Raw genomic sequence first — 26,287 nt, 5'->3', positions numbered from 1 at the left:
GGGTAGTTGTTTATTGAATTTGGGTGGTCGTTTATTGAATTTGGGTAGTTGTTTATTGAATTTGGGTAGTTGTTTATTGAATTTGGGTAGTTGTTTATTGAATTTGGGTGGTCGTTTATTGAATTCAAGCAGTGGTTAGGGTGAAGTAAAACCCAGATTCTTGAGTAACTTCAGACTTGTGTGTACACCGTAGCCCAAGCTTGGGAGAGGGACTTTTAAATTGGCTCCCCTTCTGGTCAAAATTGGGAGAAGGGGCTTGGGGGATGAGGGCAAGTTTTGATTCGTGCAAGAGGTCTAATAACTATGAACTACTACGTAATCTACGACGGAAATTGCAATCTTTGCGTTACTTTGGTGCAACTGCTAGAAAATCTAGACAAAGGTAAGTTATTTCGCTACATTCCCATGCAAGATCAGCAAACACTGCAAGAATGGGGAATTACACCTCAAGATTGTGAGTTGGGTGTGATTTTGATTAATGCTAATGCGCCGGAACAACGTTGGCAAGGTAGTGCGGCGGCGGAAGAAATTGGCCGTATACTACCGTTTGGTGGTGTGTTTGTGGATGCGTATCGAGCTTTACCTGGGATAAAATGGACAGGCGATCGCATTTACGAACAAGTTCGCGACAATCGTTATAGTCTCTTTGGCAAGCGTCCTAGTACTTATAACTCAGTATATTGTGCTGAAAATAATTGCAAATTTTAAAGGAGGGACGAGGAACGGGGACAATGAAGATATGGATAGTGTAGGGAGTGTGGGGAGTTTTCTTCCCTCTCCCCCATCTCTGCCACTAGTCCCTGTTCTCTTTTAAGATTTAGAGCGCTGTTGTTGATAATAGCCAACAACTTTTTGTACATAAGCACCAGTAAAACCACTGTTGCAGCCTGTATAATTACCAGTCATCCACCAACAAGCAGCCCCACGCACAGCATCAATTTCATTATTTTTGCTAGCTGCATACTGAGTATTCAACTCACGGCGCATAATACATGAGATAACTTGACGTGCTAGTCCTGGACTATTTTCAAATTGTGTGGGTGTAACTTCTTTTTTCAAACAATTTCTTGACCAACCTTTAAGGGTTTCTGGTTTGACTTGCCAATCGCTATAGTAACCATCATTGGCTTTACCTGTATTGGGTGCAGCTAGTCGTAATGCTTCCACCATCGCCGCAACTTGGGTATCAGATACCTGTTTTTGTGCCTGTGCTAGGGCTGGCAATGGTAAAATTCTTAAGCTAACAATGACTCCCCACAGTAAAAATCGCATGTTTCTCGTCATCAATTCATCTTTAATACGACTCAAATAAATTAAACAGTCTGCTTAAGCATACTTTAGCTATGAGCAGGCGGTTATTTGAACATTTGGGATGCTCCCCAATGTAACAAATTCTAATTTTTTATACTGACCGACCTTTTAGTTGATTGAGGTCATTACCACTAATAAAGTAAGCTGCACCAAAACCAATCACAAAGCGCCCCTCTTTGGGAGTCAGCTTGAACATGCGAAAATCTTGTAAACCGCTCAATACTTCCATGATTTCACCAAAACGGGCGTGAAAACTATTCATAATTTCATACCAAGTATCGGAGTCACGCTCGATCAAAGTTGCTGTACACTCAAAAGTTAAGCGATGACGGGCAAAAATCTGCTCTGTTTTATCTTCATCCTCGATCAACATTACACTAGCATGAGGATTCACAACTAAGTTTTGGGTGTGAGTTGACAGACCACTAATATATATATATATGTTCTTGAACTCATCAATTACAAATGGTGTGTAGCTTGCATTCGGTATTCCTTGCTTGTTAGCTGTGGCAATAATCGCACTTTGAAATTTTTGAATCAAAGCTTCGTATTCTATCTGGGCTTGTTCTAGACTGTTCATACAATAAGTTATATTGGCATCTCTCTCATGTTGCCATTTCATCTGCCCCCACTACAATTAACAGTCAACTCAAAAAGATACTTTGACACTGCTAGTTACACGTAAAACAGATTCTTGGTGAAATGTCTTTTTGATAGTCATGTTCCGATTTTTTTGAAAAATAAAGATCCCCGACTTTTTAGAAAAGTCAGGGATCTTTGTAGTTGATGCGACTCTTTGCGTCCTATGTGGTTCGGTTCGTTTATGACGCAGAAGTCAAAATCACCCAATCAAATCGGCTGGTTCTACTAACTCTTTCGTTTCTGCTGACTGTTTAAACGCTAACCGTAAGAAAGGTGGTGCTAAAAAAGTTGTGAGAATTACCATGATGATAATCGCTGCTTGCAGAGGTTTATTGATCGCACCACTAGCTGCACCTATACCAAGGAATACCAAACCTACTTCACCTCGTGGAATCATCCCGACACCAATCGCCAAGCGGTTAATTCCGGGTACTCAGCCAGAATCGAAATCGCCTCACTTTGACTTTGAAAAACAGACGTTACCGCCTCTGGACTTAGATTATCAATGGATTGCAGTACTTTCATGATCAGCGAGTCGGAAGCGATCGCACCACTTTCGGGAAATACCAGCAGATGCAAAGCAGAAGCACCGACTACAACTCCACCAACCAATTCCCCTAATACTGGGGAAAGTCCATCATCTTTGATAACTCACCACCGAGTTTACTGGCAAGATAAATCACGACTAAACTCAGTAATACTCCGGTGAGGACAATAGGAGCATATTCTGATTCGGTGGCGGTTGCTAACACAGGAAACCGCAAGCCAGAACTCAAGGAAGATACCCAAGTAACTGAATTAACTATTAAGTTGGAAAAAATCATGTTTTACGTCTCTGTAGCGACTCACTAAACAAAGTAAAAGTAAAAAGTTAAAAGGTGAACCACTGCGTTGGACGGGTTTCCCGGCTTGAAGCAAGTGGTGAACCCGAAGGGCAAAAGAAACAATCTCTTTTTACTTTTTACTTTTTACTTTTTACTTAAATACTACTGAACTACAGCAGTGTCACCAAAATCGGTTGGATATCTGGTACTTGTAGAAGTACTCGTCTGGGCTGCGTAACCATCAACTAAAACAAGTGCTTGTTGCAGTGCTTCTTTACGATCCATCAATAGGTGGTGTGGAGGCAACAGTTGTATAATGCCTAAGTTTTCTAAGCGTCGCTTAATTTTGCCAGTTGCACCGACGATAAATACATGGCGACCTTTCTCAACTGCTTCTTTGATGGCATTTTCAATTGCTAGTGAAGCTGTGACACCCAACAAAGGTACGTCACTCAAGTCCATGATTATCACATCACAGTCTTTGATGGCATTATGTTCACGAGCGATCGCTTTGGAAACTCCAAAAACCATTGGTCCACTTAAGTAGAACAGCAGTACACGTCCATTGGCTTGATCTAACAATTGCTTTTCTTGTTGGTCTAAAACAATAGCATCATCTGCATCAGTAATAGTCTTAACTTCCTGGGATTGCAAATTAGAAAGACGCTCAATGGTCAAGATATTAGCAATAAACACCCCAACGCCAACAGCGACAATCAAATCCACAAAAACTGTTAGGAACATCACTCCATACATAATGATGGTTCCTTTCAGGGATACTTGATGAGCGCGTTTGAGGAAACTCCAATCGAGAATGTCAATACCCACTTTGAGTGCAATACCTGCTAACACCGCCATGGGAATAGTTTCGGTCAGATTCGCAGCCCATAAGACTACAACTAGCAAAATAATTGCCCTAGTTAAACCAGATAAAGCTGTTCTTGCTCCTGTTTGAATATTAACCACAGTTCCCATTGTGGCACCTGCACCAGGTAGCCCACCACATATACCAGAAACCAAGTTACCAATACCCTGACCAATCAATTCTTTGTCAGATTTGTGTTCAGTGCGAGTCAAACTGTCTGCAATTACCGCAGTCAACAAAGTATCAATACATCCCAGCATTCCCAACATTGCTCCATCAATAATCATGACGGTTATTTGGGAAGCAGTAAATGCGGGAAATTGTAATTCTGGCAGACCCATGGGAATTTCACCAATGCGTCTGATCTCTGCATTACCAAAGAAAACCAAGGAAACTACAGTACCGATAATTAATGCTACTAATTGTGGAGGAGCATAGCGCTTTAATTTCGATGGCATTAAGAAAATAATTGCCAGTGTCAGCACTCCCAAAATAGTTTCGATGGGATTAATATTTGATAGGAGTTGGGGCAAATTTTGCACCATCCCCAATACCCCGCCTTTAGGGTTAGGCTGTCCGACAAAAGGAGCAATTTGCAAAATAATCAAAATGACTCCAATTCCGGACATAAAGCCTGAAATCACGCTGTAGGGCATCAAGGTGACATATTTCCCTAGCCTGAATACGCCAAATAAAATTTGAAATACTCCTGCTAGCATCACCACAGTAAATGCCATCGCCAAGCCATTTTCTGGGTTACTTGCAGTCATAGAACTGACAATCCCAGTCATAATTACGGTCATCGGTCCCGTCGGCTCAGAAATAAGAGTTGGTGTACCTCCAAATAGGGCCGCAAAAAACCCGACACAAACAGCGCCGTAAAGACCAGCCACAGGCCCAGCACCAGAGGCGACGCCGAAGGCTAACGCCAATGGTAAAGAAACAATTGCAGCAGTTAGACCACCAAAAAGATCGCCACGTAAATTTCGGAAATGGATAGTATTAGTCAGTTGCATGGATGGGGATTTTAATCACAATATAACTGTAAAGTCACAAACTTCCAGCCTTGATTAAGCGTTTAATAGGAATCCTATTTGATTTCTAAATCACTGGTAAAGAGAGGGAACACGGAATAGGGAACAGGGAAAACCAATAGTTTTGCTACCGACAAGAGGACTTTTCAAACATCCTCTGAGTTGTTTAAGCACAGAGCGCAGGCTACGCCAACAAAAATCAAATTAGGATTAGACACAAATGAATCAACAGCAGATTCATCTGTGCAATTGAGATAAAGTACCTGTTTGTTGAGGTAATTAGCAGTGATTATTTTGGACTAATTTGGACAAGTTTTGACAAAAACTAAGCTTTATGCAAGATAAATGAAGACATTTATATCTATAAAATTTTCTTCAATAATCTTGTAAATACTGCTTTGGTATATATGGTTTTGGTCAAAACATTTTATTGAAATATTTGGTTGCACAATTTCATGGATCGCTCGAATCTCCCAAAGGTGAAAAGCCAGACATTGTATTGATTGCCAGCAAAATTTAACAAGAAATAAATTATATTTCTTGTTTTAGTATGGCTTGCTTGAAAGCAAACGAATATTTGCGTTGAGTCTAGATAAAAAAACGGACTCCCGCAATTTAGTGTGTTTTGTAAATTTGCTGACGTTCCCAAAAACCGCAGTTATGCGTAAAACCTACTTATTTAATTCGATAAAAATAGCATACAACTTTTAGTGCCTAAAAAGTTAATAGCTAGGCAATAATTCTTAAATATATATTAAATAGCTTTAATAATTCAGAGGGAACAGGGAACAGGGAACGGGAAACAGTTTTCCCACGGCTTAAAGCCGTGGGATTGAAACAAGGACGCCGTATTTCTTGCGCTGCACGTCTCGAAATGCATCTTTTTTCCAAGTGGGCTTTAAACCCACAACTGAAGTTTTTTCTTTCTCTGTTAAGAGTTCCCTATTCCCTGTTCCCTATTCCCTATTCCCCTTTTTTGTAATAGTCTATATATCGTCACGAATTTGGATTAAAAGAGTATAGGTATAATGAATTATCTATGAAATCTATGAGTTCAGTTAATGATAAACACTTTTTCAGCCTTCACGAACTACAAAGACATTCACCATATTCAATTAGTTTCCAATTAATTTTGATAAGTTGCAGGGTTCAGATCCCCGACAACTTTTGCGAAGTCGGGGACCTATGGCTATCCTACGTCATCATGGGCATAGCGGTTAAACAGGAAATCTAGAGCATAGTTACGCAATTTGTAATACTGCGGATCTTCCATAATTCGGGATCTTTCACGAGGACGAGAAAAAGGAATTTCCATGACTTCGCCGATTTTAGCGCGGGGGCCATTGGTCATCATTACCAATTTATCTGCTAAAAATAGAGCTTCATCGATGTCATGGGTAATCATCAATACTGTGCAACGGTTTTCGTTCCAAATTTTGAGCAATTCTTCCTGTAATTCTTCTTTAGTAATCGCATCCAACGCCCCAAAAGGTTCATCTAAAATCAAGACTTTAGGACGAATTGCTAAAGCACGGGCGATCGAAACCCGTTGTCTCATACCACCGGACATTTGCGGGGGTTTCTTTTCCATAGCGTCACCCAGTCCCACCATTGTTAAGTGTTCCCTAACAATTGCTGATTTTTCTGCTTCTGGTTTGTTAGGATAAACCGCATTCACTGCGAGATAAATATTTTCAAAAGCAGTCCGCCAAGGTAATAAGGCATAATTTTGAAACACCACCATTCTATCTGGACCGGGTTTGGTGATGGGTTTTCCTTCTAGCAAAACTTGTCCGTTGGTAGGATTATTAAAACCCGACACCATATTGAGGAGAGTAGATTTACCACAGCCAGAGTGACCGATAACGCAAATAAATTCTCCTTCACCAACATTGAGATTTACTCCATCTAATACGGTAAAAGGCCCATTTTTTGTGGGATAAACTTTGCTAACGTCTTTAATTTCTAAGTAAGGTTTACGATTAGAAGTTGCGGTTGCTAGGGGTCTTCCCAGTGTATTTGTAGTGGTGTCGGTAACTGTAAAATTGCGGTTATGCATGGTGATTTTATAGTTGTTTTTTTCAGAAAAAGACTGATAATTGAAGTTCTGAGGCTCAACAATGGGGTTCTAAGTGAGAATGTTGTGGTTTCAAGTGGGAAGTTTGTGGTTTTAAGTGAGAATTTTGCTGTTTCAAGTGGGAAGTTTGTGGTTTTAAGTGAGAATTTTGCTGTTTCAAGTGAGAATGTTGTGGTTTCAAGTGAGAATGTTGTGGTTTCAAGTGAGAATGTTGTGGTTTCAAGTGGGAAGTTTGTGGTTTCAAGTGGGAAGTTTGTGGTTTCAAGTGGGAAGTTTGTGGTTTTAAGTGAGAAGTTTGCTGTTTCAAGTGAGAATGTTGCTGTTTTGATGAGTCCGGAGCATCCCAATTTTTTCAATATTCCGCAAAGCAAAGGGTTTAAATCCTTTGCTCATAGCACAAGTCGTCTGAAGACGACTTCATAAAATCAAATAGTCTGCTTAAGCAGACTTTAGCTATGAGCAGGCGGGTTTTTTGAACATTTGGAATGCTCCCGATGAGTCGCGGGTGTTCAGATCCCCGACTTCCCAAAAGTTGTCGCTATAGCCTCTTTGTTATTAGACCTCTTGCAAAAATATTTTTACCCCACCCTAACCCTCCCCGTTTACGGGGAGGGAACTAAATTTTCCCCCCGTGAACGGGGGGATTGAGGGGGGTTCATTCGACTTTTGCAAGAGATCTATTGTCCCCCTTCTCTAGTCCCAAAATCAGGCTACTCTCCTGACTGGAGTGTCGAGAATAACTTCGGCTATTGAGAAATCGCGTTTAATTTTGAGATTGTTAAGATAGGCGATGGGGTCATCGGCGTTAAAGTTGGTGCCATCGAATAGCTTAATTGGCTGACGGGTGTAATTTATGTCCATACCCAATTCACGGGCGGCTGTACTAAATACGCCAACTCGACATATACGTTCCACAATTTCTACCCAATTTCGAGGGAAAGGTACTTCACCCCAACGCGCTAATTGCGTCATAATCCATATTTGTTCTGTCCGACTGGGGCGATTAATGGCAGACTCTCCGTAAAATTGGTGATGAGCATATTCCCGCAGGGGATGGTCTAAGTCACAGGTGGCGTTATTGGGATCTTCGATTTGAATGTACTCCATATCGGTACTGACATATTCCCGTCGCGCCAAGATTTGGCGAATTTCTTCGGCGTTTTCTGGACGCGAACAGTAGTAGCAAGCTTCTAGTAAAGCTTTTGTGAGGGCAATATTGGTGTTAGGATATGCAGTCGCCCAATCTTCCCGTACACCCAAAACTTTACCTGGGTGTCCTAACCAAACTTCTAAGTCGGTGGCGATGGTAAAGCCGCTACCTTCAGAAGCTGCGCGGTAGTTCCAGGGTTCGCCTACACAATAACCGTCAATACTTCCGGCTTGCAAATCTGCTACCATTTGGGCTGGGGGAATAGTCTTAATATCAACATCTGCGTCGGGGTCAACACCTCCAGCTGCTAGCCAGTAACGCAACAACATACTATGCATGGAGGAAGGATGTACCACTCCCATGATGTGCCGTTGGGTACGGGTACTCTTCAAAAATTCTTTAAATTCGGCAACGGTTTGTATACCTTGGTCATAAAAGCGTTTTGCTAAGGTGATGGCGTTTCCATTGCGTGTCATGGTGAGGGAAGTAACCACTGGGAGGGGTTGATTGTCATTTCCTCCCAGGGTTAACCACATCGGCATCCCAGAGGGCATTTGGGCTGCATCTAAATATCCGCCATTGATACCATCGACGATACCACGCCAACTGGTTTCGCGGACTAAGTTTACATCATCTAAACCGTGTTTAGTAAAAAAGCCTTTTTCTTTGGCTACTGCTAGAGGAGCGCAAGCTGTTAAAGGTACAAAACCGATTTCGAGATTGACTTTTTCTAAACCGTGCTTGGAGACAATTGTGGTTTTGCGCGCCCGAATTTTTTTGATGCGTTTTTGTTGGTTGAGGAAGTAAATCATTTCACTTCGCAAACTGTAGTAGCTGGGATGTTCAACTACTTCCATGCGTTTACGGGGTCTGGGGATGTCTACTTGTAGAATGTTACCAATTTTTGATTCTGGGCCATTGGTAAGCATGACTATTCTGTCAGAAAGCAGCACTGCTTCGTCTACATCGTGTGTCACCATGACGGCGGTAACTTCGTTTTCTTCGCAGATTTGCATTAATTGTTCTTGTAAGTTACCCCGTGTGAGGGCATCCAACGCACCAAAGGGTTCATCTAATAATAGTAACTTGGGGCGAATGGCTAAAGCACGAGCGATCGCTACTCGTTGTTTTTGTCCTCCTGATAACATTCCGGGTGGTTTGTCCGCATGGGGACGCAAACCCACCATATCAATATGTTTTTCTACAATCGCCCGACGTTCCCCCGCAGGCAAATGCGTCATCACTGCATCAACTGCTAAGGTGATATTTTCTCTGACTGTTCGCCAAGGCAATAGAGAATAGTTTTGAAACACGACCATTCTATCTGGGCCTGGTTTGGTGATGCGTTTTCCTTCTAAAGTGACTAAACCTTCTGTTGGTAAATCCAGACCTGCAATCATATTTAATAAGGTGGATTTACCACAACCAGAGTGACCAATTAAGGAAACAAATTCGCCTTTTTTGATTTGGAGGTCAATTCCTTTGAGGGCAATATATTGTCCACCATTAGTTAGGTTAAAAACTTTATCAATTTGGTCAACAGCAACGAATACACTCATTTGTTATTTGTCCTTTGTTATTTGTCCTTTGTCATTTGTTCTTTGTCATATTTTCTTACTAATGACCAATAACCAATGACCAATGACCATTAATTATTTTTGTTCTGCTGGCAAAATCAGTGATTGAATCCAACCCATGAGTTTATCTAGCAATAGACCGACAGCACCGATATAAACTAGAGCTAAGATGATTTCACTCACGTAGTTATTTTGATAGGCGTCCCAGATGAAAAAGCCGATACCGACGATACCTGACATGACGATTTCTGCTGCGATAATTGCTAACCAAGCTAAACCAATGGCAATTCTCAAACCTGTGAAAATGTAGGGTAATGCGGCGGGAATGAGAATATTAAAGAAGTAATCTTTTTTGGAAAGTTGGAGAACTTTAGCAACGTTGTTGTAGTCTTGGGGAATTTCTTTGACTCCCACGGCAGTGTTAATTAAAATCGGCCAAATTGCGGTGATGAAAATTACGAATAATGCTGCGGGTTCGTTTTGTCGCAAAGCAGCTAAGGAAATGGGAACCCAAGCTAGAGGTGGTACAGTTCGCAATAGTTGAAACAGAGGATCTAAAGCTTTGGACATAGTTTTATTGATACCAATCAAAATGCCCAAAGCTATACCAAACACAGCAGCGAAAAAGTAACCAATTGCTACCCGTTGTAAACTTGCCCAAATCTGCCAAAACAAACCTTTGTCTATCCCACCTTTGTCATAAAAGGGGTACAAAATTAATATCCATGTGTCTTGAATTACTTTAATTGGCCCTGGTAATGTTGCACCTGGAAACCAAGAGAACAGTTGCCATATAAGTAAAAAGATAGCGATCGCAAGAATCGGAGGTATCAAATCGGGTAATTGCTTTTGCAGACGGGATATAAAACTATTATCAAAGTTGGAACTAGGACGGCGTCTAGTTGCTGTTGTCATTGATTTTTCTCCTAATTTTTTTGTTGATGGTTGATTGATGTAGAGACGACTGTACGACCGCTCTACTAAACACTTACTTTTTTGACTTTGAGACTCTTCAAATATTCTTCTGGTTTTTCTGGATCAAATTTGACACCATCAAAAAATTCTTCTACGCCACGAGATGTATTTGTGGGAATGTCAGTCGCAGGAATTCCTGCTTCTTTAGCAGCTTCTTTCCAAATATCTTCGCGGTTGACTTTATCAATAATTGCCTTAGCTTTAGTGGCATTATTAACAATATAATCTTTAGGCAAGAAACCCCAACGCACGCTTTCGGTGATAAACCACAAATCATGGCTTTTATAAGGATAAGATACACTACCTTTTTCATCTTTCCAATACAAAGCAGCCATTGATTTATCATCTACTATGCGACCCTCGCCCATATCATATTTACCCATAAATGGGTCGAAGAGAACTTCTTCTGGCACATTAAAATATTGTCGTTGTGCCAATATTTTAGTCATTTCTTGGCGGTTGTCGAAGTTGTCGCACCATTGCTGGGCTTCCATAATGCCTTTTAAAATTGCTTTAGTTGCTTTGGGATTTTTATCAACCCAATCAGCTCTGATGGCTAAATATTCTTCTGGATGATTTTTCCAAATATCTGCGGTTAAAGCTGCCATGTAGCCTATTTTGTCTTTGACAATTCGATAGGGCCAAGGATCACCAGTACTAAAAGCATCCATTGTTCCTGTCTTCATGTTGGCAACAGTTTGGGCTGATGGTACTGGTAATAAATCAATATCTTGGTCAGGATCAATACCACCAGCACCTAACCAATAGCGAATCCAAAAATCTTGGTTAACGTGGGGAAAGGTGTGTGCTGCTTTAAAGCGAGAACCTTTTGATTTGAGTTGAGTAACAATTCCTTTGGCTTGGGCTAGTTTGAGATCAATTCCTTGTCCTTGCCATTTGGATGCGATCGCAATTCCATTCCCATGTGTAATTAACTGACACAACACATACATGGGAAGCTTTTGATTCCCTTTGGTAATTACACCTTCACTAATTAAATGTGGCATAGGCATTTGCCATTGACCACCATCAATTCCACCACCAGCAGATCCAATTTCGACGTTATCGCGTGCTGAACCCCAAGAAGCTTGTTTGGAAAGTTCAACGTCAGTCATGCCATATTTAGCAAAAAAGCCTTTTTCTTTGGCAATAATTAAAGGTGCTGATTCTACAATTGGGATATATCCCAGTTTGATTGCTTTTGTCTCTGGTGCTAATTCAGGACTAATATTAGCAACTGGCTGTGCTGCTGACTGGGTCTGAGCATTACCCCCACCTGGTTCTGGTGGATTTCCCAAGCAACCTTTGAGCAATACAGCACCCGCAGAAGCAGTTGCTGTAACTATAAACTTGCGACGAGAGATTTGATTCAAAAAGTCTGACATAACATCTCCTTTGAGTGAATTGTATTTTTTATGTATGAAAAATTGGTACAGGAAACAGTTGATGTTTCTTGCACAAGAAAAACCCGTTTAAAACTGTGCATGGTGTTTGCATCAGCCCTTATCTTTCAAAGAAAGGCGACGGAAACTCCTTGTAAAAAGTTTGTACTTGCAAATACAGCCGTGTGTATCTTACTGAAGCAATCATTAAACAATAATTAAACCTGATGAAAATAGATTACAGCTTTTCGAGCCAAAGTAGTTAGTTTTGAAAGCATTTTTATTAAATAAATATTGGATTATTAAGATAAGTAAAAGTTTATATATGCAGTCAAAACATAATTTGAGACATATTGAATATTTTAGTTCTTATGATGTCTATAAATGAGCATCTATGTTTAGTTCAATAAATATTAAGTTAACTAATGGTCTATCGCATTAATTTTGATGAGTCGTGGGTGTTCAGATCACCGACTTGTTTAAGAAGTCGGGGATCTTTAATGTTCACGAATGATTTTGGGATGCTATATCGTATCAGGTTCGCTTGATTACTTATATTCCCTTTGAACTCCACCCCGGTTTTGTCTAACGCCAAAACCGCCCCTCCCCGCAAGCGGCTACGGTGTACACACAAGTTGAAATTTTTCATGTTGAAACTGTATCCCGCCTAGAACTAAAGTTCCAGGCTCATAGCGAAAGTCCACTCAAGTGGACTGGAACAAACTTTTTTTTGAGTCCTCTTCAGAGGACTTGCGCTATGAGACTCGGAATTTATTCCGAGGCGGTACTATTAAGCGATCGCAAATAAATGTAGTTGAACAAAATTAAATCTGTTGACCAATAATATAAATCGCTTTGATAACTTCTTGTGGTCGGCTTTGGGGGATGGCATGACCTGTGTTGGATACAATAATTAGTTGGGAGTGAGCAAGGCGATCGCGCAATCTGTAAGAATTTTCTTTGGCAGAGACAAAGTTATCAGCATCACCTACAACAATTAAAACTGGGACGTTAATTTCACTGTAGCGTTTTTTCATTTCGTCTAAGGCTAGTTGCAGGTTTTTACTGTCTTCTAAGGAAGCTTGAATTGGAATCGGTCTTGTCCACAATGCTTGTGCTGCTTTTAAATAATCAACATTTGCAGATTTTGGTAAAAATGCTTTCTTTAAGTACGTAAACAGAATATACCCAACCAAGACGGGTGGAATAAATTTGAGCAGGGTTTCCAAAAATGACGACTGAGCAAATCTTGCTAATGGTAAAAGTGCTTGATCAACTTTATAGGCAATAGCAGAAAACAAAACAATACCTGCAACTTCGTCAGGATATCGCAGTGCATAGGCAAGAGCGATCGCACTACTCCAAGAATAAGCAACTAATATCGGTCTTTCAATTCCAAGTTTTTGCAAGGCGCTACGCAGTAATTGCGCCTGTACTTGTGGTGTAACTAAGTCTGGGCGATCGCTATAACCATGTCCAGGTAGATCAAAAGCATAAACACTATATCTTTGAGCAATGCGATCAATAGTTTCGGGTGAGTAATCTTGCAAAAAACCAGGATTACCATGCAATAAAATTACCGCTTGACCCGAACCTTGGCAAACATAGTGTAATCTCACTCCAGCTACTTTTACATATTTTCCTTGGGGAGGAAAATGTGCTTCCGCCTGTCGAATCGCTTGGTTAGTGTACCACTGGCAAGCGATCGCAACTACTATCAAAGTCCCCAACAGGGGTATCATAAGTATGAGCCAGAGCATTGATTTACCTTTGCAAATTTTCTGCTTCCAGCTACAGTCTACTGCTTCAGAAAACTATCTGACAGGGATGCAAGTATAGATAAAAAATAAGTAATATTATTTTTACAAAAAAAATTGGAACCAGGCGATTTTCTGTTGTAGTTGAGTATCGTAGCATCTGTACTTAAAAGTATAATAATCATGACTCGTAATATCTACGCCTTATTAGTTGGCATTGACGAGTACATCAGTCCTGTCCCTCCACTTAAAGGCTGTGTTAATGACATCATGGCTGTCAAAGAGTATTTGCAAAAGCGTGTAAGTGAAGATGGATATCAGCTACATTTACGCACAATCTTAAATCAGAATGCTACCCGTCAGGCTATGATTGACGGTTTTCGTCAGCATCTATGCCAAGCTAATAGTAAAGATGTGGCATTTTTTTACTTTGCAGGACATGGTAGTCAAGAGGAGGCCCCAGAAGAGTTTTGGAGTTTGGAACCAGACAGATTAAATGAAACTTTGGTTTGTTACGACAGCCGCAGTTCGGGGGGTTGGGACTTGGCTGATAAAGAATTAGCAAAACTGATTGCAGAAGTAGCTGTAAACAATCCCCATATTGCCATGATTATGGACTGTTGCCACTCTGGTTCTGGGACTCGTGGTGATTTAGAAACAGAAACAGCAGTTCGTAAAGCCCCCATCGACAGGCGCAAGCGGCCTTTAAACAGCTTTATTTTTTCCCTAGCAGAAGTTAGTCAACTTTCTGCTTCGCGCAGTTTAGAAGCAAATTCCACTGGCTGGAATTTCCCTAGAGGAAAACATATTTTCTTAGCAGCGTGTCTGGATAGTGAGTTAGCAAAAGAGTATAACGGAGATGGGCAACCAAGGGGCGTATTTTCTTACTTTTTACTTGATACTTTAAAAAAAGCCAATGGTAATTTGACTTATCGAGATTTATTTAAACGCACTCATGCTCTAGTTCGTAGTAAAGTCACAGATCAATCTCCGCAAATAGAAGCAACTATTTTAAGTGAATTAGATCAACCATTTCTAGGAGGAGCGATCGCTCGACACAATCCCTACTTTAGTGTGTATTATCATCCACAGTATGACTGGGTAATTGATGGTGGTGCTGTACACGGAATTCCTCAATCTGTTGGGAATGAGACAACCTTGTTAGCATTGTTTCCTTTTGACACACATAGTGAACAATTACGGCAATTGTCAGCAGCTATCGGTGAAGCTCAAGTATTAGAAATCATGCCGCAACTCAGTAAAATCCAAATTAGCGGTATTGACAACTTAGCACCAGAAATAACTTTTAAAGCAGTAGTCATCAGTTTACCTCTACCGCCCAAAGGTGTGTTAATGTCAGGAGAAGCAGTAGGATTAGAACTTGTCCGTACTCAACTGCTGAGTGCAAGTTCCGCAAACCATCCTTCTTTGTATATTCGTGAAGTCGCTACACCAGAAACTGCTGAGTTTAAGTTACTTGCTCGTGATGGTAAATATTTAATCACCCGCCCAGCCGATGATCGTCCCTTACTCGCTTCTATCCAAGGTTACACAAATGCTACAGCCTTGCAAGTAATTCAACGCTTAGAACATATCACCCGTTGGACAAATATAGTTGAACTCTCCAGTCCTGCTACCAGTCGTATTCAACCGGATGCGGTGCAAATATTCATTTATCAAGAGGGACAAGAACTGCAAGATACTCAAATTCGGCTTGAGTACCGACAAGAAAATGGCAAATTGAAGAGTCCCACTTTTAAAATCAAGCTCAAAAATACCAGCAAAGAACCTCTGTACTGCGCCTTATTGGATTTGACAGAACGCTATACAGTCAGTACAGGTTTATTTGATGGTGGAGGTATTTGGTTACAGCCAAAACAAGAAGCTTGGGCATTAGGCGGTAGAGAAATCTATGCCATATTACCAGAAAAACTGTGGAGACAGGGAATGACACAGATGAAAGATATTCTCAAACTGATTGTCAGCACCGCCGAATTTGATGCTACCTTACTTGAACAAGAAGAACTGGATTTGCCTTCTCGTTTAGTTAAACAAGCAAGTCGAGGTAAAGGAACCCTTAATAGTTTGATGAACAGAGTTTTATCTCGCAATCTTGTAGCTATGCCAGAAGAAGAAGTTTATGATGATTGGATTGCAAGTCAAATTATGATTACAACCGTGCGTCAATAGTTGAGGTAACATCTTTTGTCCAGTATCAACATCGTTGAATCGGAAGATTTCTCCGATTGCAAGCAATTTGTAGTAAGCTCTTAAATTTAAGCACTAAAGTGCTTACTACAAACTAACTTTTCTAACTCAAACTATGTATACATTTTGAGTTTTTGTAACAATTCTTGGGTTAACTGAGAAAATGATTTAGAACCTGATGATTGAGGAGCATTTAAAATCACAGGCATAAAACTATCAACAGCTTTTGCAACATTCACATCAACTGGAATTTGGGTTTGACATATTTTTTCTGCACCAAAGTCTTGATGAACACGTTGCATCACTTGTTTGTAGTATCTACCAGTTAACAAATTAGCATTCGACATTGTAAAGACAATTCCCAGCATTTGAATATTTATTTTGGCTTCATGTTCGTGACTTTCTTTTAACTGGGCTACGCGTCTTTCTAATAACTGAATACCTACTACAGATAAAGGTTCAGGTTTAGCAGGAAGAATATAAAAATTGCTAGTAGCCAAAGCACTACGAGTCAAAAGATTATATCCTGGAGCGCAGTCTAAAATGATAAAATCATATTCTTCTCGCACTGGTTCTAAAACTTTACTCAGCAAGACTCTTTCAAAACGATTCCAAATAGTTTCAAAATCATTTACACCTAAATTAATCGCCTGGTAGTGCAACATTTCAGAGACAACAAATTCATCATATAAATCAATATCTCCTGGTAATAAATCTAATCCTGGGAGATTACAAACCTGGGATTGAATTATGTCTTGAATTGTATGTTTCTGTTCTGGTTCTGGATTTATAATTTGATCTATCAGATATCTAAATGTCTTTCTGTGTTTCCGGCGCTTTGCAAACTCCATAGGCGACATTAGACTAAGTGTTGCACTAATTTGGCTATCTAAGTCCAGCACAAGTACTCGCTTGCCATGTTCTTTCGCTAAACAAGTTGCTATATTGACGCTGAGAGTTGTTTTACCAACCCCACCCTTCATATTTGCAGTTGCGATTACATATCCCATTTCTTAAATCCTTTGATCACGCATTCCCATGTAAGTAACGTAAACGTTTTGTTGTTGAGCCAAAACTTTTGGTAATTTTAAGATTTTCCAACTTGCGAAAATAATTATTGATTGAGCAGTCAGCATTATACCAGTGAGGGGCGCGTTTGGTTTATCCCAAAAGTAATAATATTCTATAAGCTTGTCGCATTTTTTCAACTGCAATTAGGGGAACACCTTCGTCCTTACCTCTATACAATCCAAGTAAGTGGGCTTTGAGTGAGGCTGCAACATCGATGGGAACACCGTCCTTATTCCCATGATATGGCGCTTGAGTTCACTACACCCCTTTGAAACACATTGTTTTCTATTCGCTGTTCTCTAGTAAGCGTTCCCTGTTTCCTGTCTTCATCAACCATCAACATTTTAAATTAGATACAACGGTTGCCAAAATGATGATTTTCGTTACAAAATTTGGAGCAGCGACATTATTTTGATTACTTTTATGTAGGGAAAACTTATAGAACAAATCACTAATTTTTTGCTATAATTCACGCTCAAAAAACAGAAAATTAACTATAGTTTTTCGGTTATCAAGTATGCCAAAAAACAGACACTTTGGCTACAAATGGAGTTTTTCAAAAAAGACTATTTTGAACAACTTTACAAAAAGAATTATGAGCAAAATAGAGTCAGAAAAGCAGACTGATGATTTGTGCTTGGAGACGACTAATGGTAGCTCTTACAGAGAACCCTCAAAACAAACGACTTACTATACAAACTGTCGAAATCGCTCCTAACACAACGGCGATTCGTTCGCTTGATTGGGATCGCGATCGCTTTGATATTGAATTCGGTCTACAAAATGGTACAACTTACAATTCATATCTAATTAAGGGCGATCGCATCGCCTTGGTGGATACTTCTCACACCAAGTTTCGCCACCTATATTTAGAGACTCTTAAGAAACTGGTTAATCCAAAAGCAATTGATTACATCATTGTCAGCCATACAGAGCCAGATCATAGTGGCTTGGTTGAAGACGTTCTGCAATTAGCACCCAGAGCAACTGTCTTAGCGTCGAAAGTTGCACTTCAGTTTCTGGAAAATTTGGTTCACGACCCCTTCTCTAAGCGGATTGTCAAGAGTGGCGATCGCGTAGATTTAGGTCAAGGCCACGAAATTGAATTTGTGAGTGCGCCTAACTTGCACTGGCCAGATACTATTTTCAGCTTTGATCACAAAACCCAAACTCTGTTCACATGTGACGCTTTTGGGATGCACTATTGCAGCGATGACACTTTTGATGTCAACTTAGAGGCAATCGAACCGGACTTTAGATTTTACTATGATTGTTTGATGGGGCCAAATGCTCGTTCGCTGCTGAATGCGATGAAGAAAATGAACGAGTTGGGCAACATCAAAATTATTGCTAATGGTCATGGTCCTCTACTCTACCATCATTTGGGAATACTCAGAGAGTGCTACCAAGGTTGGAGTCAAAGACAAGCCAAAACAGAGACAATTGTCGGCATGTTTTATGTCGCTGATTATGGTTATGGCGATCGCATTGCTCAGGCGATCGCTCATGGAGTCCAAAAAACTGGCGTCGGGATTGAAATCATGGATCTGACAAATGCTGAGATCCAAGAAATTCAAGAATTAGCAGGTCGTTCATCTGGCATTATTGTTGGTATGCCGCCAACTGCTAACGCTGCGGCGCAAGCTGCGATTAGTGCGCTTTTGGGTGTAGTCAAAGACAAACAAGTCATTGGATTTTTTGAATGTTACGGCGGTGACGATGAACCCATCGATCCCTTACGTAGAAGATTTGTTGACTTTGGCGTCAAAGAAGCTTTCCCAGCAATTCGGATTAAAGAAACTCCTTCCCCAATCACCTTCCAACTGTGCGAAGAAGCGGGTACTGATTTGGGACAAATGTTAGTCCGCGAACGCAACATTAAACAAATTAAGTCCATCGACGTTAATTTAGAAAAAGCACTAGGTCGGGTTAGTAGCGGACTTTACATTATCACCGCTAAAAAGAACAATGTACAAGGAGCAATGCTGGCTTCTTGGGTAGCACAAGCTAGTTTACAACCTTTAGGATTTACAGTTTCTGTCGCTAAAGACCGAGCAATTGATTCGTTGTTGCAAGTCGGCGATAAGTTTGTCCTGAATGTGCTGGAAGAAGGAAATTATCAAGAACTGAAGAAACATTTCCTCAAACGTCTGCTTCCTGGTGCAGATAGATTTGCGGGAGTCAGAACCCAAACAGCTAAAAACGGTTCTCCAATTCTCACAGACGCTCTGGCTTACATGGAATGCGAAGTTAAGAGCAGCATGGAATGCAGCGACCACTGGCTATTGTACTGCACCGTCACCGATGGTCGAGTTTCCAAATCCGACGGATTAACAGCAGTTCGCCATCGTAAGGTAGGCAATTATTACTAATAAGGCAAATGGGGACACGGGAGAGTGGGGAGACAAGGAAGACAAGGGAACTCTTTGCACGCAGACGTGGGGACAAAGGAGAATAATCAATCCCCAATCCCTGATCCCCAATCCCCGATCCCCGTACTCTGTGAGAAGCCGCTTGCGCCTCTACGCGTAGCGTCTCCTCTGGAGAATCCCCGATCCCCTATCTCCACAAATTCCCTCCCCTCACGTAAATACCTATGACCAATCCTAATCCTCGCGATGTGCAGGTTTTACCAATTGCGACAAATACAACTGTGCTGCGCGCGCGCAGTTGGACACGCCTGCGGTTTGAAATTGAATACGCCTTAGCTAGAGGTACAACCTCTAATTCTTATGTAATTAGTGGTGATAAAGTCGCAGTCATTGATCCACCACCGGAAACTTTTAGCTTAATTTATTTAGATCCACTTAGGCAGTGTTTAAATGATTGGGAACGGTTGGATTATGTGATTCTTGGTCATTTTAATCCTAACCGGGTTGCCACACTCAAAGCACTTTTAGATTTAGTTCCCAAACTGACTTTTGTTTGTTCCCTTCCTTGTGCTGCGAATTTACGCGCAGCTTTCCCCAATCGCGAACTGAAAATTATTTCTATGCGAGGGAAAGAAACTCTGGATTTGGGTAAGGGTCATATTTTAAGATTCTTTCCGATCCCCAGTCCACGCTGGCCAACAGGACTTTGTACTTACGACGAACAAACCCAAATTCTTTACTCGAATAAGCTATTTGGGACGCATTTGTGCGGTGATGAAGTTTTTGATGAAGATTGGGATCTCCTTAAAGAAGACCAGCACTACTATTTTGACTGTTTGATGGCTCCCCATGCTACTCACGTGCAAGCTGCTTTGGAAAAATTATCAGAGTTGCAAGTGCGAATGTATGCTACTATTCACGGGCCATTGATTCGCTACGGCTTGTTGGAACTAGCCAAAGCCTACGAAATTTGGAGCAAGTCACAAACTGAACGTGAGATTACCGTTGCCTTGCTTTATGCTTCAGCTTATGGTAACACTGCAACTTTGGCACAAGCTTTTGCTTTGGGATTGACTAAAGGTGGAGTTGCTGTCGAATCAATTAACTGTGAATTTGCTGAACCCGATGAAGTTCGTAATGCAATTGAAAAATGTGATGGCTTTATTATGGGTTCTCCCACTATTGGTGGGAATGCACCGACACCAATTCACACTGCTTTGGGTATTGTTCTCGCCGTTGGTGACAACAGCAAATTAGCTGGTGTCTTTGGTTCCTATGGCTGGAGTGGCGAAGCTTTTGATTTAATTGAAGGTAAGCTCAAAGATGCTGGTTATCGATTTGGCTTTGAAACTTTAAAGGCCAGATTTAAACCCACAGATGTCATGCTCAAAGAATGTGAAGAAATGGCAACAGATTTTGCCCAAAGCCTGAGAAAAGCAAAAAAACCACGTTTGACTCAAGCTGCTGCAACACAAATGGAACAAGCTGTTGGGCGGATTGTTGGTTCTGTTTGCGTCGTCACAGCCAAGCAAGGTGAAGTTTCTACGGGGATGTTGGGAGCATGGGTATCACAAGCAACTTTTAACCCACCGGGAATTACTGTAGCTATAGCCAAAGAAAGAGCGGTTGAATCGATTATGCATACAGGCGGTAAGTTTGTTTTGAATATCTTGGGTGAAGAAAATTACCAAGATTATATGAAACACTTCCGCAAAAACTTTGCTCCCGGAGAAGATAGATTTAAGGACTTTTCCACAGCAGTTGCAGATAACGGTTGTGCAATCATCACTGACTCAATAGCTTATTTGGAATGTTCAGTTAACAAACGCATGGAATGCGGCGACCATTGGGTGGTGTATGCGATCGTTGATAATGGTAAGTTATTGCAACCGGATACTGTGACAGCTATGCATCACCGTAAGGCGGGTAGTCATTATTAATTTGGTTGGTAGTTGGTGGTTGTTTGGAATGAGCAAATATTAACTACCTTTTCATTGTGGTTTTTTATGCGATCGCTAAATTGACACATTACGTAGAAGTACCCACTCTATGAGTACTCATAGAGTGGGTACTTCCGTGTCACGTTAATTAGCAATTATATTTTCTTAATATTTCTTAGTTAAAATTGTTATAAAAGTACATTCCTAGCTAAGAAAAGGAGCGGTGAGTGATGGAAAGCACCGAGTTTAATAGGGTTATGCAGCGTATAGCTACGGTATTATCTGTTGTCATTATTACCCTATCTTTGGTTGCAGCTTCTACTGGCATTTTGTTGTCTTTTTACTACGAACCAGCAGCAGGTAGGGCTTATCAGTCGTTAAAACTAATTACAGATCAGGTGCAATATGGTTGGTTATTCCGCAAAGCCCACAATATTGCTGGTAATGGAGTAATTGCGATCGCACTTGTGCAAATTGTGGTGTTATTTTTGGGTAGACAGTTTCGCAAGAGTTGGTTCTCAGCGTGGGTTAGTGCGATATTGTTCACCCTAACTGTAATTGGCTTAAGTTGGACAGCAATGATTTTAAGCTGGGATCAAGAAGGATTCTGGCGTTTTAGTATTGAATTGGGAACCGTTGAAGCAATTCCTTTGATTGGTTCGCAGCTACGCGAAATCCTGACTGGTGGTGGCGCAATTAGTACGCTCACTATCCAAAGACTTTACACCATCCACAGCTATATTCTTTCCATTGCTGCCATTATCATTTCTGTGGTGCATTTATTGAGTGTATTGTGGCAAGAAAAACAAATGAAAGCTCAACTCGCCAACTCTAAAGGTGATAACTTAGCACAGAGTAATGTTCAGGGTGCAGGAACATCACTGGCAGAAAGTTGAGATTGAGATAATTTAGTGATCGGAATTTCTTCAACTTCTGGTAGTTTTTCTAAAGAGAGGCGATTTGCATCTCTACCACCCGATAGGCGTTTCAAAAGATTCGGTCTGGGATCGTGCAAGAGGTAGATAATGCGATCGCCATTTTGCCAAGCTTCACCCGCAGGTATGATTTGCAATTTCTCGTCCCGTTCTAAAAATAGTGGTACTAACTCCCCAGTCCGGATTAATGCTTGCAACTGAACCTTTTGCAATGAAAAACCAGGTTCTTTGAGTGTCGTCATCCCTAACTTGACTTGCCCATCTTTGAGATATTGATTCCAGGTTTTAATTTGAAAGTCTGAGATAAAAGCCTGGTTAACTTTAGTATTGTTTTTACCGTTATTGGCTTGGGGGTCACGGGGGAAAATTGCTAAGACACGGGGTGGATTAAACTCTTCTGCGGCTCGTTGTGCTAACACAAAATTTACTTCACCATTTTTGGTCATTGCCAAAAAAGTCCCCATAGCAGCCAATCCTGCTTCTTCTAAAACATCAGCATCTAAAGCACTACTAGTTAACACTCGCAGGTTTTCGGCTTGGGCTTGTTGACTTGCTTCAGGATCAGTGTCAATCATGACAACTGCTTCTCCTCTCTCTTGTAGCAGGCGACCAATGAAAATACTCAAAGGATTGCAACCAACAATTACCGCCCCTGTGGCTTCTTTGGAGGTAATTTCCAGCCACCTAGCAATCCAGCCAGCAGTTAGCCCCTGACAGAAAACTGTCATGATAATTGTCAAGAAGACAAGAGCTTTAATGGCATCACCACCGTTAATGCCGTGTTGGGTCAGTAAAATAGCAAATAAAGAAGCTACAGAAGCAGAAACAATCCCTTTGGGTCCAACCCAGCTCAGAAACAGTTTTTGTCGCCAGTTCAAGTCACTATTCCAGGTACAACACAGAATGTTGATTGGACGCACAATAAACATTAACGCCAAAACAGTAAATAAACTGCCCCAACCAAGTGCAAATAAACTGTCGATAGATAAATCCGCAGCCAGTAAGATGAATAAGACTGAAACGAAGAAAATCGTCAACTGACCTTTGAAGTGTCGCAGTAGTCGTTCTTCTGGCACCGAAGCGGTTCCAAACACCACGCCAGCCACTACAGTCGCCATCAATCCTGATTCACTGCGGAGCATTTGCGCTAATGCAAATAAGCCCCAGGAACCAGCTAAGACGACTAAGTTTTTGACCTCAAAGGAAAGAAAATTGGCATATTTGCAAATTAACGCCATCAGCCATCCGCCTACGGCACCAATTATGCCACCAATACCCAGTCGCATTAGCAAGCTGCTGATAGCACCAAAAGCATCGGCGTTATCATTTAAGATCGTGTTCAGCACTACTACGGCTAGAATGGCTCCAACAGGGTCAATTAAAACTCCTTCACCTTCTAGCAATGTGGCAACTGGTCGTTCCACATTAATTTGCTTAAGTAGAGGACTGATCACCGTCGGACCTGTGACAACTACTAGAGAGGCGAACAGAAAAGCGATCGGCCAAGGAAATTCACCCAGCCAGTGGGCCGCCATGCTCCCACCAAGTAACGTGATTAAAGTTCCCAAAGTTACGAGTAATTGCAAACTTGTAGAAACTTTGTTTAACTCTCGCAGTTCTAGATTAAGTCCGCCTTCAAACAAAATTATTGCCGTTCCCAAAGCGACAATAACTTCTAATCCAGTGCCTAACAAATGGGGATGCAATAGCCCAAAGCCGTCAGAGCCAAGCAGAATACCAAACAGTAATAAAAATACGATACTGGGTACTCGGAGGTACGCAGCTATTACCTGAGCGCTAATGCCCGCAACGACGGCTATAACCATCTGCAAGGTGATTTCAAAAGATGCTTCCATGTTGTAGATTTTGAGCTATGTTTTTCAAAATCTCTTGTAAAGAATTGTAAAGACTTAACTTACCAGGTGCAACATCACAACTTAATTCTTTTTGGTTCAGTAGAAAAATATTTTCTACTTAGTTACCTACAATACAGTAATTTGTTCATATTGGTAAAATTGAGACGGCGTTAATGCTTGCTGCATCAGCTTTTGAGTGTCATGTTTACCTCCTAAAGTGCATTTTTTAACAATTGGTTATGAATCACTTTTGCTTCCACTAAGTTTAACCTGCTGCAATTTAAAATTTTGCTATCAAATTATTCGTTTAATCTGTTGACATTAAAAGTAAAAGCCGCTAAATTTATAAAAGTGTAAACCACGCCCCCATCGTCTAGAGGCCTAGGACACCTCCCTTTCACGGAGGTAACGGGGATTCGAATTCCCCTGGGGGTATTGTTTTTGATACCGAAGCTAGACCAGTAAAGCTAATTCAAAGCCTTGCGGAACTTGTCTTTTGGCTGTTAACTGATAAATTTGGGAATTCATAACTCTAGAAATTTTGCTTTCGTATTTACTCCATACTTATTCCAGACCAGTTTTAGTACAAATGTTCGTAAAAAATGCGATTGAACGCAGTAGAAATAGTCATTAGATAAGTTTTTGCAACTTGAAAGTTTGTGTCAAGGATAAGCAAACTCTGCATTTACCTTTTATACAAAACGTTCTCTACACAAAAGAATTGCAATTATCACTGAACAACTCGACAGGTTGCCGACATTAGAAGGAATTAAAACAGAGATAGCACGGTTGGCAGCACAGAATTATTTAGCACTACCAACAGGTGAACCATCAGTAGGAAATAAGTGTCGAGCCCGAAGCCAAAGAAGGACGGGCTTTACTCAACGCCGAATTGCAAGCCTCAACAGCCAATCTGACGGGTGAAACACCGCAGTTTGAAGTCCTGGAACTGGAGAAATTTAACGATGAGCAAATCCGCCAGGTGTTGTCCTTGAATGCTGAACCTACCACGGTTGAACAAGTGATGGGTAATTCTCAACTGTTGGACTTAGCACGTCGTCCGGTGATGACAGAGTTGATTTTAGAAGCATTGCCAGAAATTGAAGCGGGTAAACCGATCGCTAGTTCAGAGTAAACATTTAGCGTACGCATGATCGTAAATGCGACCCGATACATTGGCAATGCGACCCGATACATTAGTAATGCAAGCCGATATATTCGTAGTGTCAGTTGATGCGATCGCACTTAATACCAATTCAATTAATGATTGCAACACATCCTTGGGTAAAGACGCGATCATGGGTAGAGACGCGATAAATCGCGTCTCTACAAATGGTCTGTTTGTCGCATTCTTTTTTCAAATTGGTATAAACTTCCCAAACAGGCGATCGCTCTACCTCCGGCTACGAGATTCCCGACTTCTTTAAACGCGATCGCTCCTACAAAACCCTCTCAACTATCCAAAAGCATGAGATTTTCAAACGGATGCTGATTTTTCCAACGGTAAGCATTAAAATCTCTACGGTCAACCGAAAGAATTCTTCCATGTCCCAAGTGTTCTGCCAAAACCACTAGTGACGCATCAGCAAAATCCATTGGCAAATCCGCATATTTTTCCATAAGTTCACAAATGCGTTTCCCATGATCGGGTTGCAAATCGAAAACTGTAAATCCCCCTAGAGATAAGTTGTTAATAAAACTTACTTGAGCATGATTCCCCATCGTTGTTAAAAGTAGATAGCAAGTTTCAGTAATAACAGCCCAAGTCGTAATCAGAGGTTCTTTGAGATTAGCAAGTGCCGTTATGGCTTTAGTGTGGTATGGGTCGTTTCGATTCGCCAGGGCTAACCAAAAGCCCGTATCAACTATCACCATATTTAGCTTTCAAGCCATCTTTCAGAATAGACTTGTAGTTTACAGACAGATTCGCATCTGCCTCACCACAACCAATAAAACCAGTTTGTGTGAGCAATTCTAGCGGGTTCTTTTGCTGTTGGTGCTGAAGCTGTTCGTAATACAAGTCAATAGCAAACTTAATCACATCCGTTACTGCCTGATGAGTTTGCTGTTGGATGTAGGTTAATTTATTAGCATGTTCCTCATCTAATCGGGCATTAATTCGCATAGTCATGATTATTTGTCATACTAAAGTATGACAAGTTTAACATATTCCCTACCTCTTCAATAACCTGCGTCGCAAATTATCCAACAATGCTTGAGCATTGCATCCATGGAGTTGTAGAGATGAGATGCTCCCGACGCGCAGTGGCTTCTTAGCGGGACATCGCTTGCACAAGAGAAACTGCGATCG

20 protein-coding genes, 1 tRNA gene and 2 pseudogenes are annotated in these 26,287 nt (G+C 41.0%); 9 read left to right on the top strand and 14 right to left on the bottom strand.

What is annotated here, in order from left to right; all coding sequences use genetic code 11:
- The first annotated feature begins 303 nt into the window (after positions 1 to 303).
- Complete coding sequence (locus AC5JMK_RS06235) at positions 304 to 708, top strand: thiol-disulfide oxidoreductase DCC family protein (RefSeq protein WP_495909665.1); 405 nt, start codon at positions 304 to 306, stop codon at positions 706 to 708.
- A 102-nt stretch (positions 709 to 810) separates the two neighbouring features.
- On the opposite strand, the gene AC5JMK_RS06230 is transcribed toward AC5JMK_RS06235, so the two are convergent.
- The 6 genes and pseudogenes from AC5JMK_RS06230 to AC5JMK_RS06205 all read right to left on the bottom strand — a co-directional run bounded on the left by AC5JMK_RS06230 (position 811) and on the right by AC5JMK_RS06205 (position 6,735).
- Positions 811 to 1,272, bottom strand: coding sequence for a hypothetical protein (locus AC5JMK_RS06230; RefSeq protein ID WP_495909668.1), 462 nt, complete (start codon positions 1,270 to 1,272; stop codon positions 811 to 813).
- A gap of 130 nt (positions 1,273 to 1,402) precedes the next feature.
- Positions 1,403 to 1,891, bottom strand: coding sequence for a HugZ family pyridoxamine 5'-phosphate oxidase (locus AC5JMK_RS06225; protein ID WP_495909664.1), 489 nt, complete (start codon positions 1,889 to 1,891; stop codon positions 1,403 to 1,405).
- Between the two features lie 261 nt (positions 1,892 to 2,152).
- Positions 2,153 to 2,368 (bottom strand): cation:proton antiporter domain-containing protein, encoded by a 216-nt coding sequence (locus tag AC5JMK_RS06220; RefSeq protein ID WP_495909663.1) that lies wholly within the window; start codon positions 2,366 to 2,368, stop codon positions 2,153 to 2,155.
- A gap of 17 nt (positions 2,369 to 2,385) precedes the next feature.
- Positions 2,386 to 2,777 (bottom strand): annotated as a pseudogene (locus tag AC5JMK_RS06215) (cation:proton antiporter); the annotation flags it as partial.
- 162 nt (positions 2,778 to 2,939) lie between these two features.
- Positions 2,940 to 4,658 carry a bicarbonate transporter BicA gene (gene bicA / locus AC5JMK_RS06210; RefSeq protein ID WP_495909662.1) on the bottom strand — a complete coding sequence of 573 codons (1,719 nt, stop codon included), beginning with the start codon at positions 4,656 to 4,658 and terminating at the stop codon, positions 2,940 to 2,942.
- A 1,207-nt stretch (positions 4,659 to 5,865) separates the two neighbouring features.
- The gene (locus tag AC5JMK_RS06205; RefSeq protein ID WP_096672840.1) at positions 5,866 to 6,735 is read right to left on the bottom strand and encodes a nitrate ABC transporter ATP-binding protein; all 870 of its coding nucleotides are present in this window, start codon (positions 6,733 to 6,735) and stop codon (positions 5,866 to 5,868) included.
- Between AC5JMK_RS06205 and AC5JMK_RS06200 the strand changes: the two genes are divergently transcribed.
- Positions 6,730 to 7,176 (top strand): hypothetical protein, encoded by a 447-nt coding sequence (locus tag AC5JMK_RS06200; protein WP_495909661.1) that lies wholly within the window; start codon positions 6,730 to 6,732, stop codon positions 7,174 to 7,176. The genes AC5JMK_RS06205 and AC5JMK_RS06200 overlap by 6 nt on opposite strands.
- A 282-nt stretch (positions 7,177 to 7,458) precedes the next feature.
- Here the strand turns inward: AC5JMK_RS06200 and AC5JMK_RS06195 are convergent, their stop codons facing one another.
- The 4 genes from AC5JMK_RS06195 to AC5JMK_RS06180 all read right to left on the bottom strand — a co-directional run bounded on the left by AC5JMK_RS06195 (position 7,459) and on the right by AC5JMK_RS06180 (position 13,597).
- Complete coding sequence (locus AC5JMK_RS06195) at positions 7,459 to 9,462, bottom strand: ABC transporter ATP-binding/substrate-binding protein (RefSeq protein WP_096672836.1); 2,004 nt, start codon at positions 9,460 to 9,462, stop codon at positions 7,459 to 7,461.
- 93 nt (positions 9,463 to 9,555) lie between these two features.
- Complete coding sequence (gene ntrB / locus AC5JMK_RS06190) at positions 9,556 to 10,395, bottom strand: nitrate ABC transporter permease (RefSeq protein WP_096672834.1); 840 nt, start codon at positions 10,393 to 10,395, stop codon at positions 9,556 to 9,558.
- Positions 10,396 to 10,460: 65 nt separating this feature from the next.
- Entirely contained in the window at positions 10,461 to 11,840 is a 1,380-nt protein-coding gene (locus tag AC5JMK_RS06185; RefSeq protein ID WP_096672832.1) for a CmpA/NrtA family ABC transporter substrate-binding protein, read from the bottom strand.
- 821 nt (positions 11,841 to 12,661) lie between these two features.
- Positions 12,662 to 13,597, bottom strand: coding sequence for an alpha/beta fold hydrolase (locus AC5JMK_RS06180; RefSeq protein WP_495909660.1), 936 nt, complete (start codon positions 13,595 to 13,597; stop codon positions 12,662 to 12,664).
- A gap of 180 nt (positions 13,598 to 13,777) precedes the next feature.
- On the opposite strand from AC5JMK_RS06180, the gene AC5JMK_RS06175 reads away from it, so the two are divergent.
- Positions 13,778 to 15,784, top strand: coding sequence for a caspase family protein (locus tag AC5JMK_RS06175; RefSeq protein WP_495909659.1), 2,007 nt, complete (start codon positions 13,778 to 13,780; stop codon positions 15,782 to 15,784).
- 131 nt (positions 15,785 to 15,915) lie between these two features.
- On the opposite strand, the gene AC5JMK_RS06170 is transcribed toward AC5JMK_RS06175, so the two are convergent.
- Positions 15,916 to 16,812 (bottom strand): ParA family protein, encoded by an 897-nt coding sequence (locus tag AC5JMK_RS06170; protein ID WP_096672826.1) that lies wholly within the window; start codon positions 16,810 to 16,812, stop codon positions 15,916 to 15,918.
- Positions 16,813 to 17,523: 711 nt separating this feature from the next.
- On the opposite strand from AC5JMK_RS06170, the gene AC5JMK_RS06165 reads away from it, so the two are divergent.
- The 3 genes from AC5JMK_RS06165 (at position 17,524) to AC5JMK_RS06155 (ending at position 22,081) form a co-directional block, all read left to right on the top strand.
- Complete coding sequence (locus AC5JMK_RS06165) at positions 17,524 to 19,245, top strand: diflavin flavoprotein (protein ID WP_096672824.1); 1,722 nt, start codon at positions 17,524 to 17,526, stop codon at positions 19,243 to 19,245.
- 224 nt (positions 19,246 to 19,469) lie between these two features.
- Complete coding sequence (locus AC5JMK_RS06160) at positions 19,470 to 21,185, top strand: diflavin flavoprotein (RefSeq protein ID WP_096672820.1); 1,716 nt, start codon at positions 19,470 to 19,472, stop codon at positions 21,183 to 21,185.
- A gap of 230 nt (positions 21,186 to 21,415) precedes the next feature.
- The gene (locus AC5JMK_RS06155) at positions 21,416 to 22,081 is read left to right on the top strand and encodes a cytochrome b N-terminal domain-containing protein (protein WP_096672818.1); all 666 of its coding nucleotides are present in this window, start codon (positions 21,416 to 21,418) and stop codon (positions 22,079 to 22,081) included.
- Here AC5JMK_RS06155 and AC5JMK_RS06150 read toward each other — a convergent pair.
- Positions 22,048 to 23,976 carry a cation:proton antiporter gene (locus AC5JMK_RS06150; protein WP_096672816.1) on the bottom strand — a complete coding sequence of 643 codons (1,929 nt, stop codon included), beginning with the start codon at positions 23,974 to 23,976 and terminating at the stop codon, positions 22,048 to 22,050. The genes AC5JMK_RS06155 and AC5JMK_RS06150 overlap by 34 nt on opposite strands.
- Before the next feature lie 362 nt (positions 23,977 to 24,338).
- Here AC5JMK_RS06150 and AC5JMK_RS06145 point away from each other — a divergent pair.
- The 3 genes and pseudogenes from AC5JMK_RS06145 (at position 24,339) to AC5JMK_RS06135 (ending at position 25,403) form a co-directional block, all read left to right on the top strand.
- Positions 24,339 to 24,411 (top strand) — tRNA-Glu (locus AC5JMK_RS06145).
- Between the two features lie 418 nt (positions 24,412 to 24,829).
- A pseudogene (locus AC5JMK_RS06140) lies at positions 24,830 to 25,105 on the top strand (NACHT domain-containing protein); the annotation flags it as partial.
- A gap of 31 nt (positions 25,106 to 25,136) precedes the next feature.
- Positions 25,137 to 25,403, top strand: coding sequence for a hypothetical protein (locus AC5JMK_RS06135; RefSeq protein ID WP_495909658.1), 267 nt, complete (start codon positions 25,137 to 25,139; stop codon positions 25,401 to 25,403).
- Positions 25,404 to 25,428: 25 nt separating this feature from the next.
- On the opposite strand, the gene AC5JMK_RS06130 is transcribed toward AC5JMK_RS06135, so the two are convergent.
- Entirely contained in the window at positions 25,429 to 25,851 is a 423-nt protein-coding gene (locus AC5JMK_RS06130) for a type II toxin-antitoxin system VapC family toxin (RefSeq protein WP_374866004.1), read from the bottom strand.
- Complete coding sequence (locus tag AC5JMK_RS06125; protein ID WP_495909657.1) at positions 25,838 to 26,107, bottom strand: ribbon-helix-helix domain-containing protein; 270 nt, start codon at positions 26,105 to 26,107, stop codon at positions 25,838 to 25,840. The genes AC5JMK_RS06130 and AC5JMK_RS06125 overlap by 14 nt, the downstream gene beginning before the upstream one ends.
- Positions 26,108 to 26,287 lie beyond the last annotated feature (180 nt).

This window comes from Pelatocladus sp. (assembly GCF_059505505.1).
Note: the sequence above shows the minus strand (reverse complement) of the source record. Positions and strands in the feature narration are given on the sequence as shown.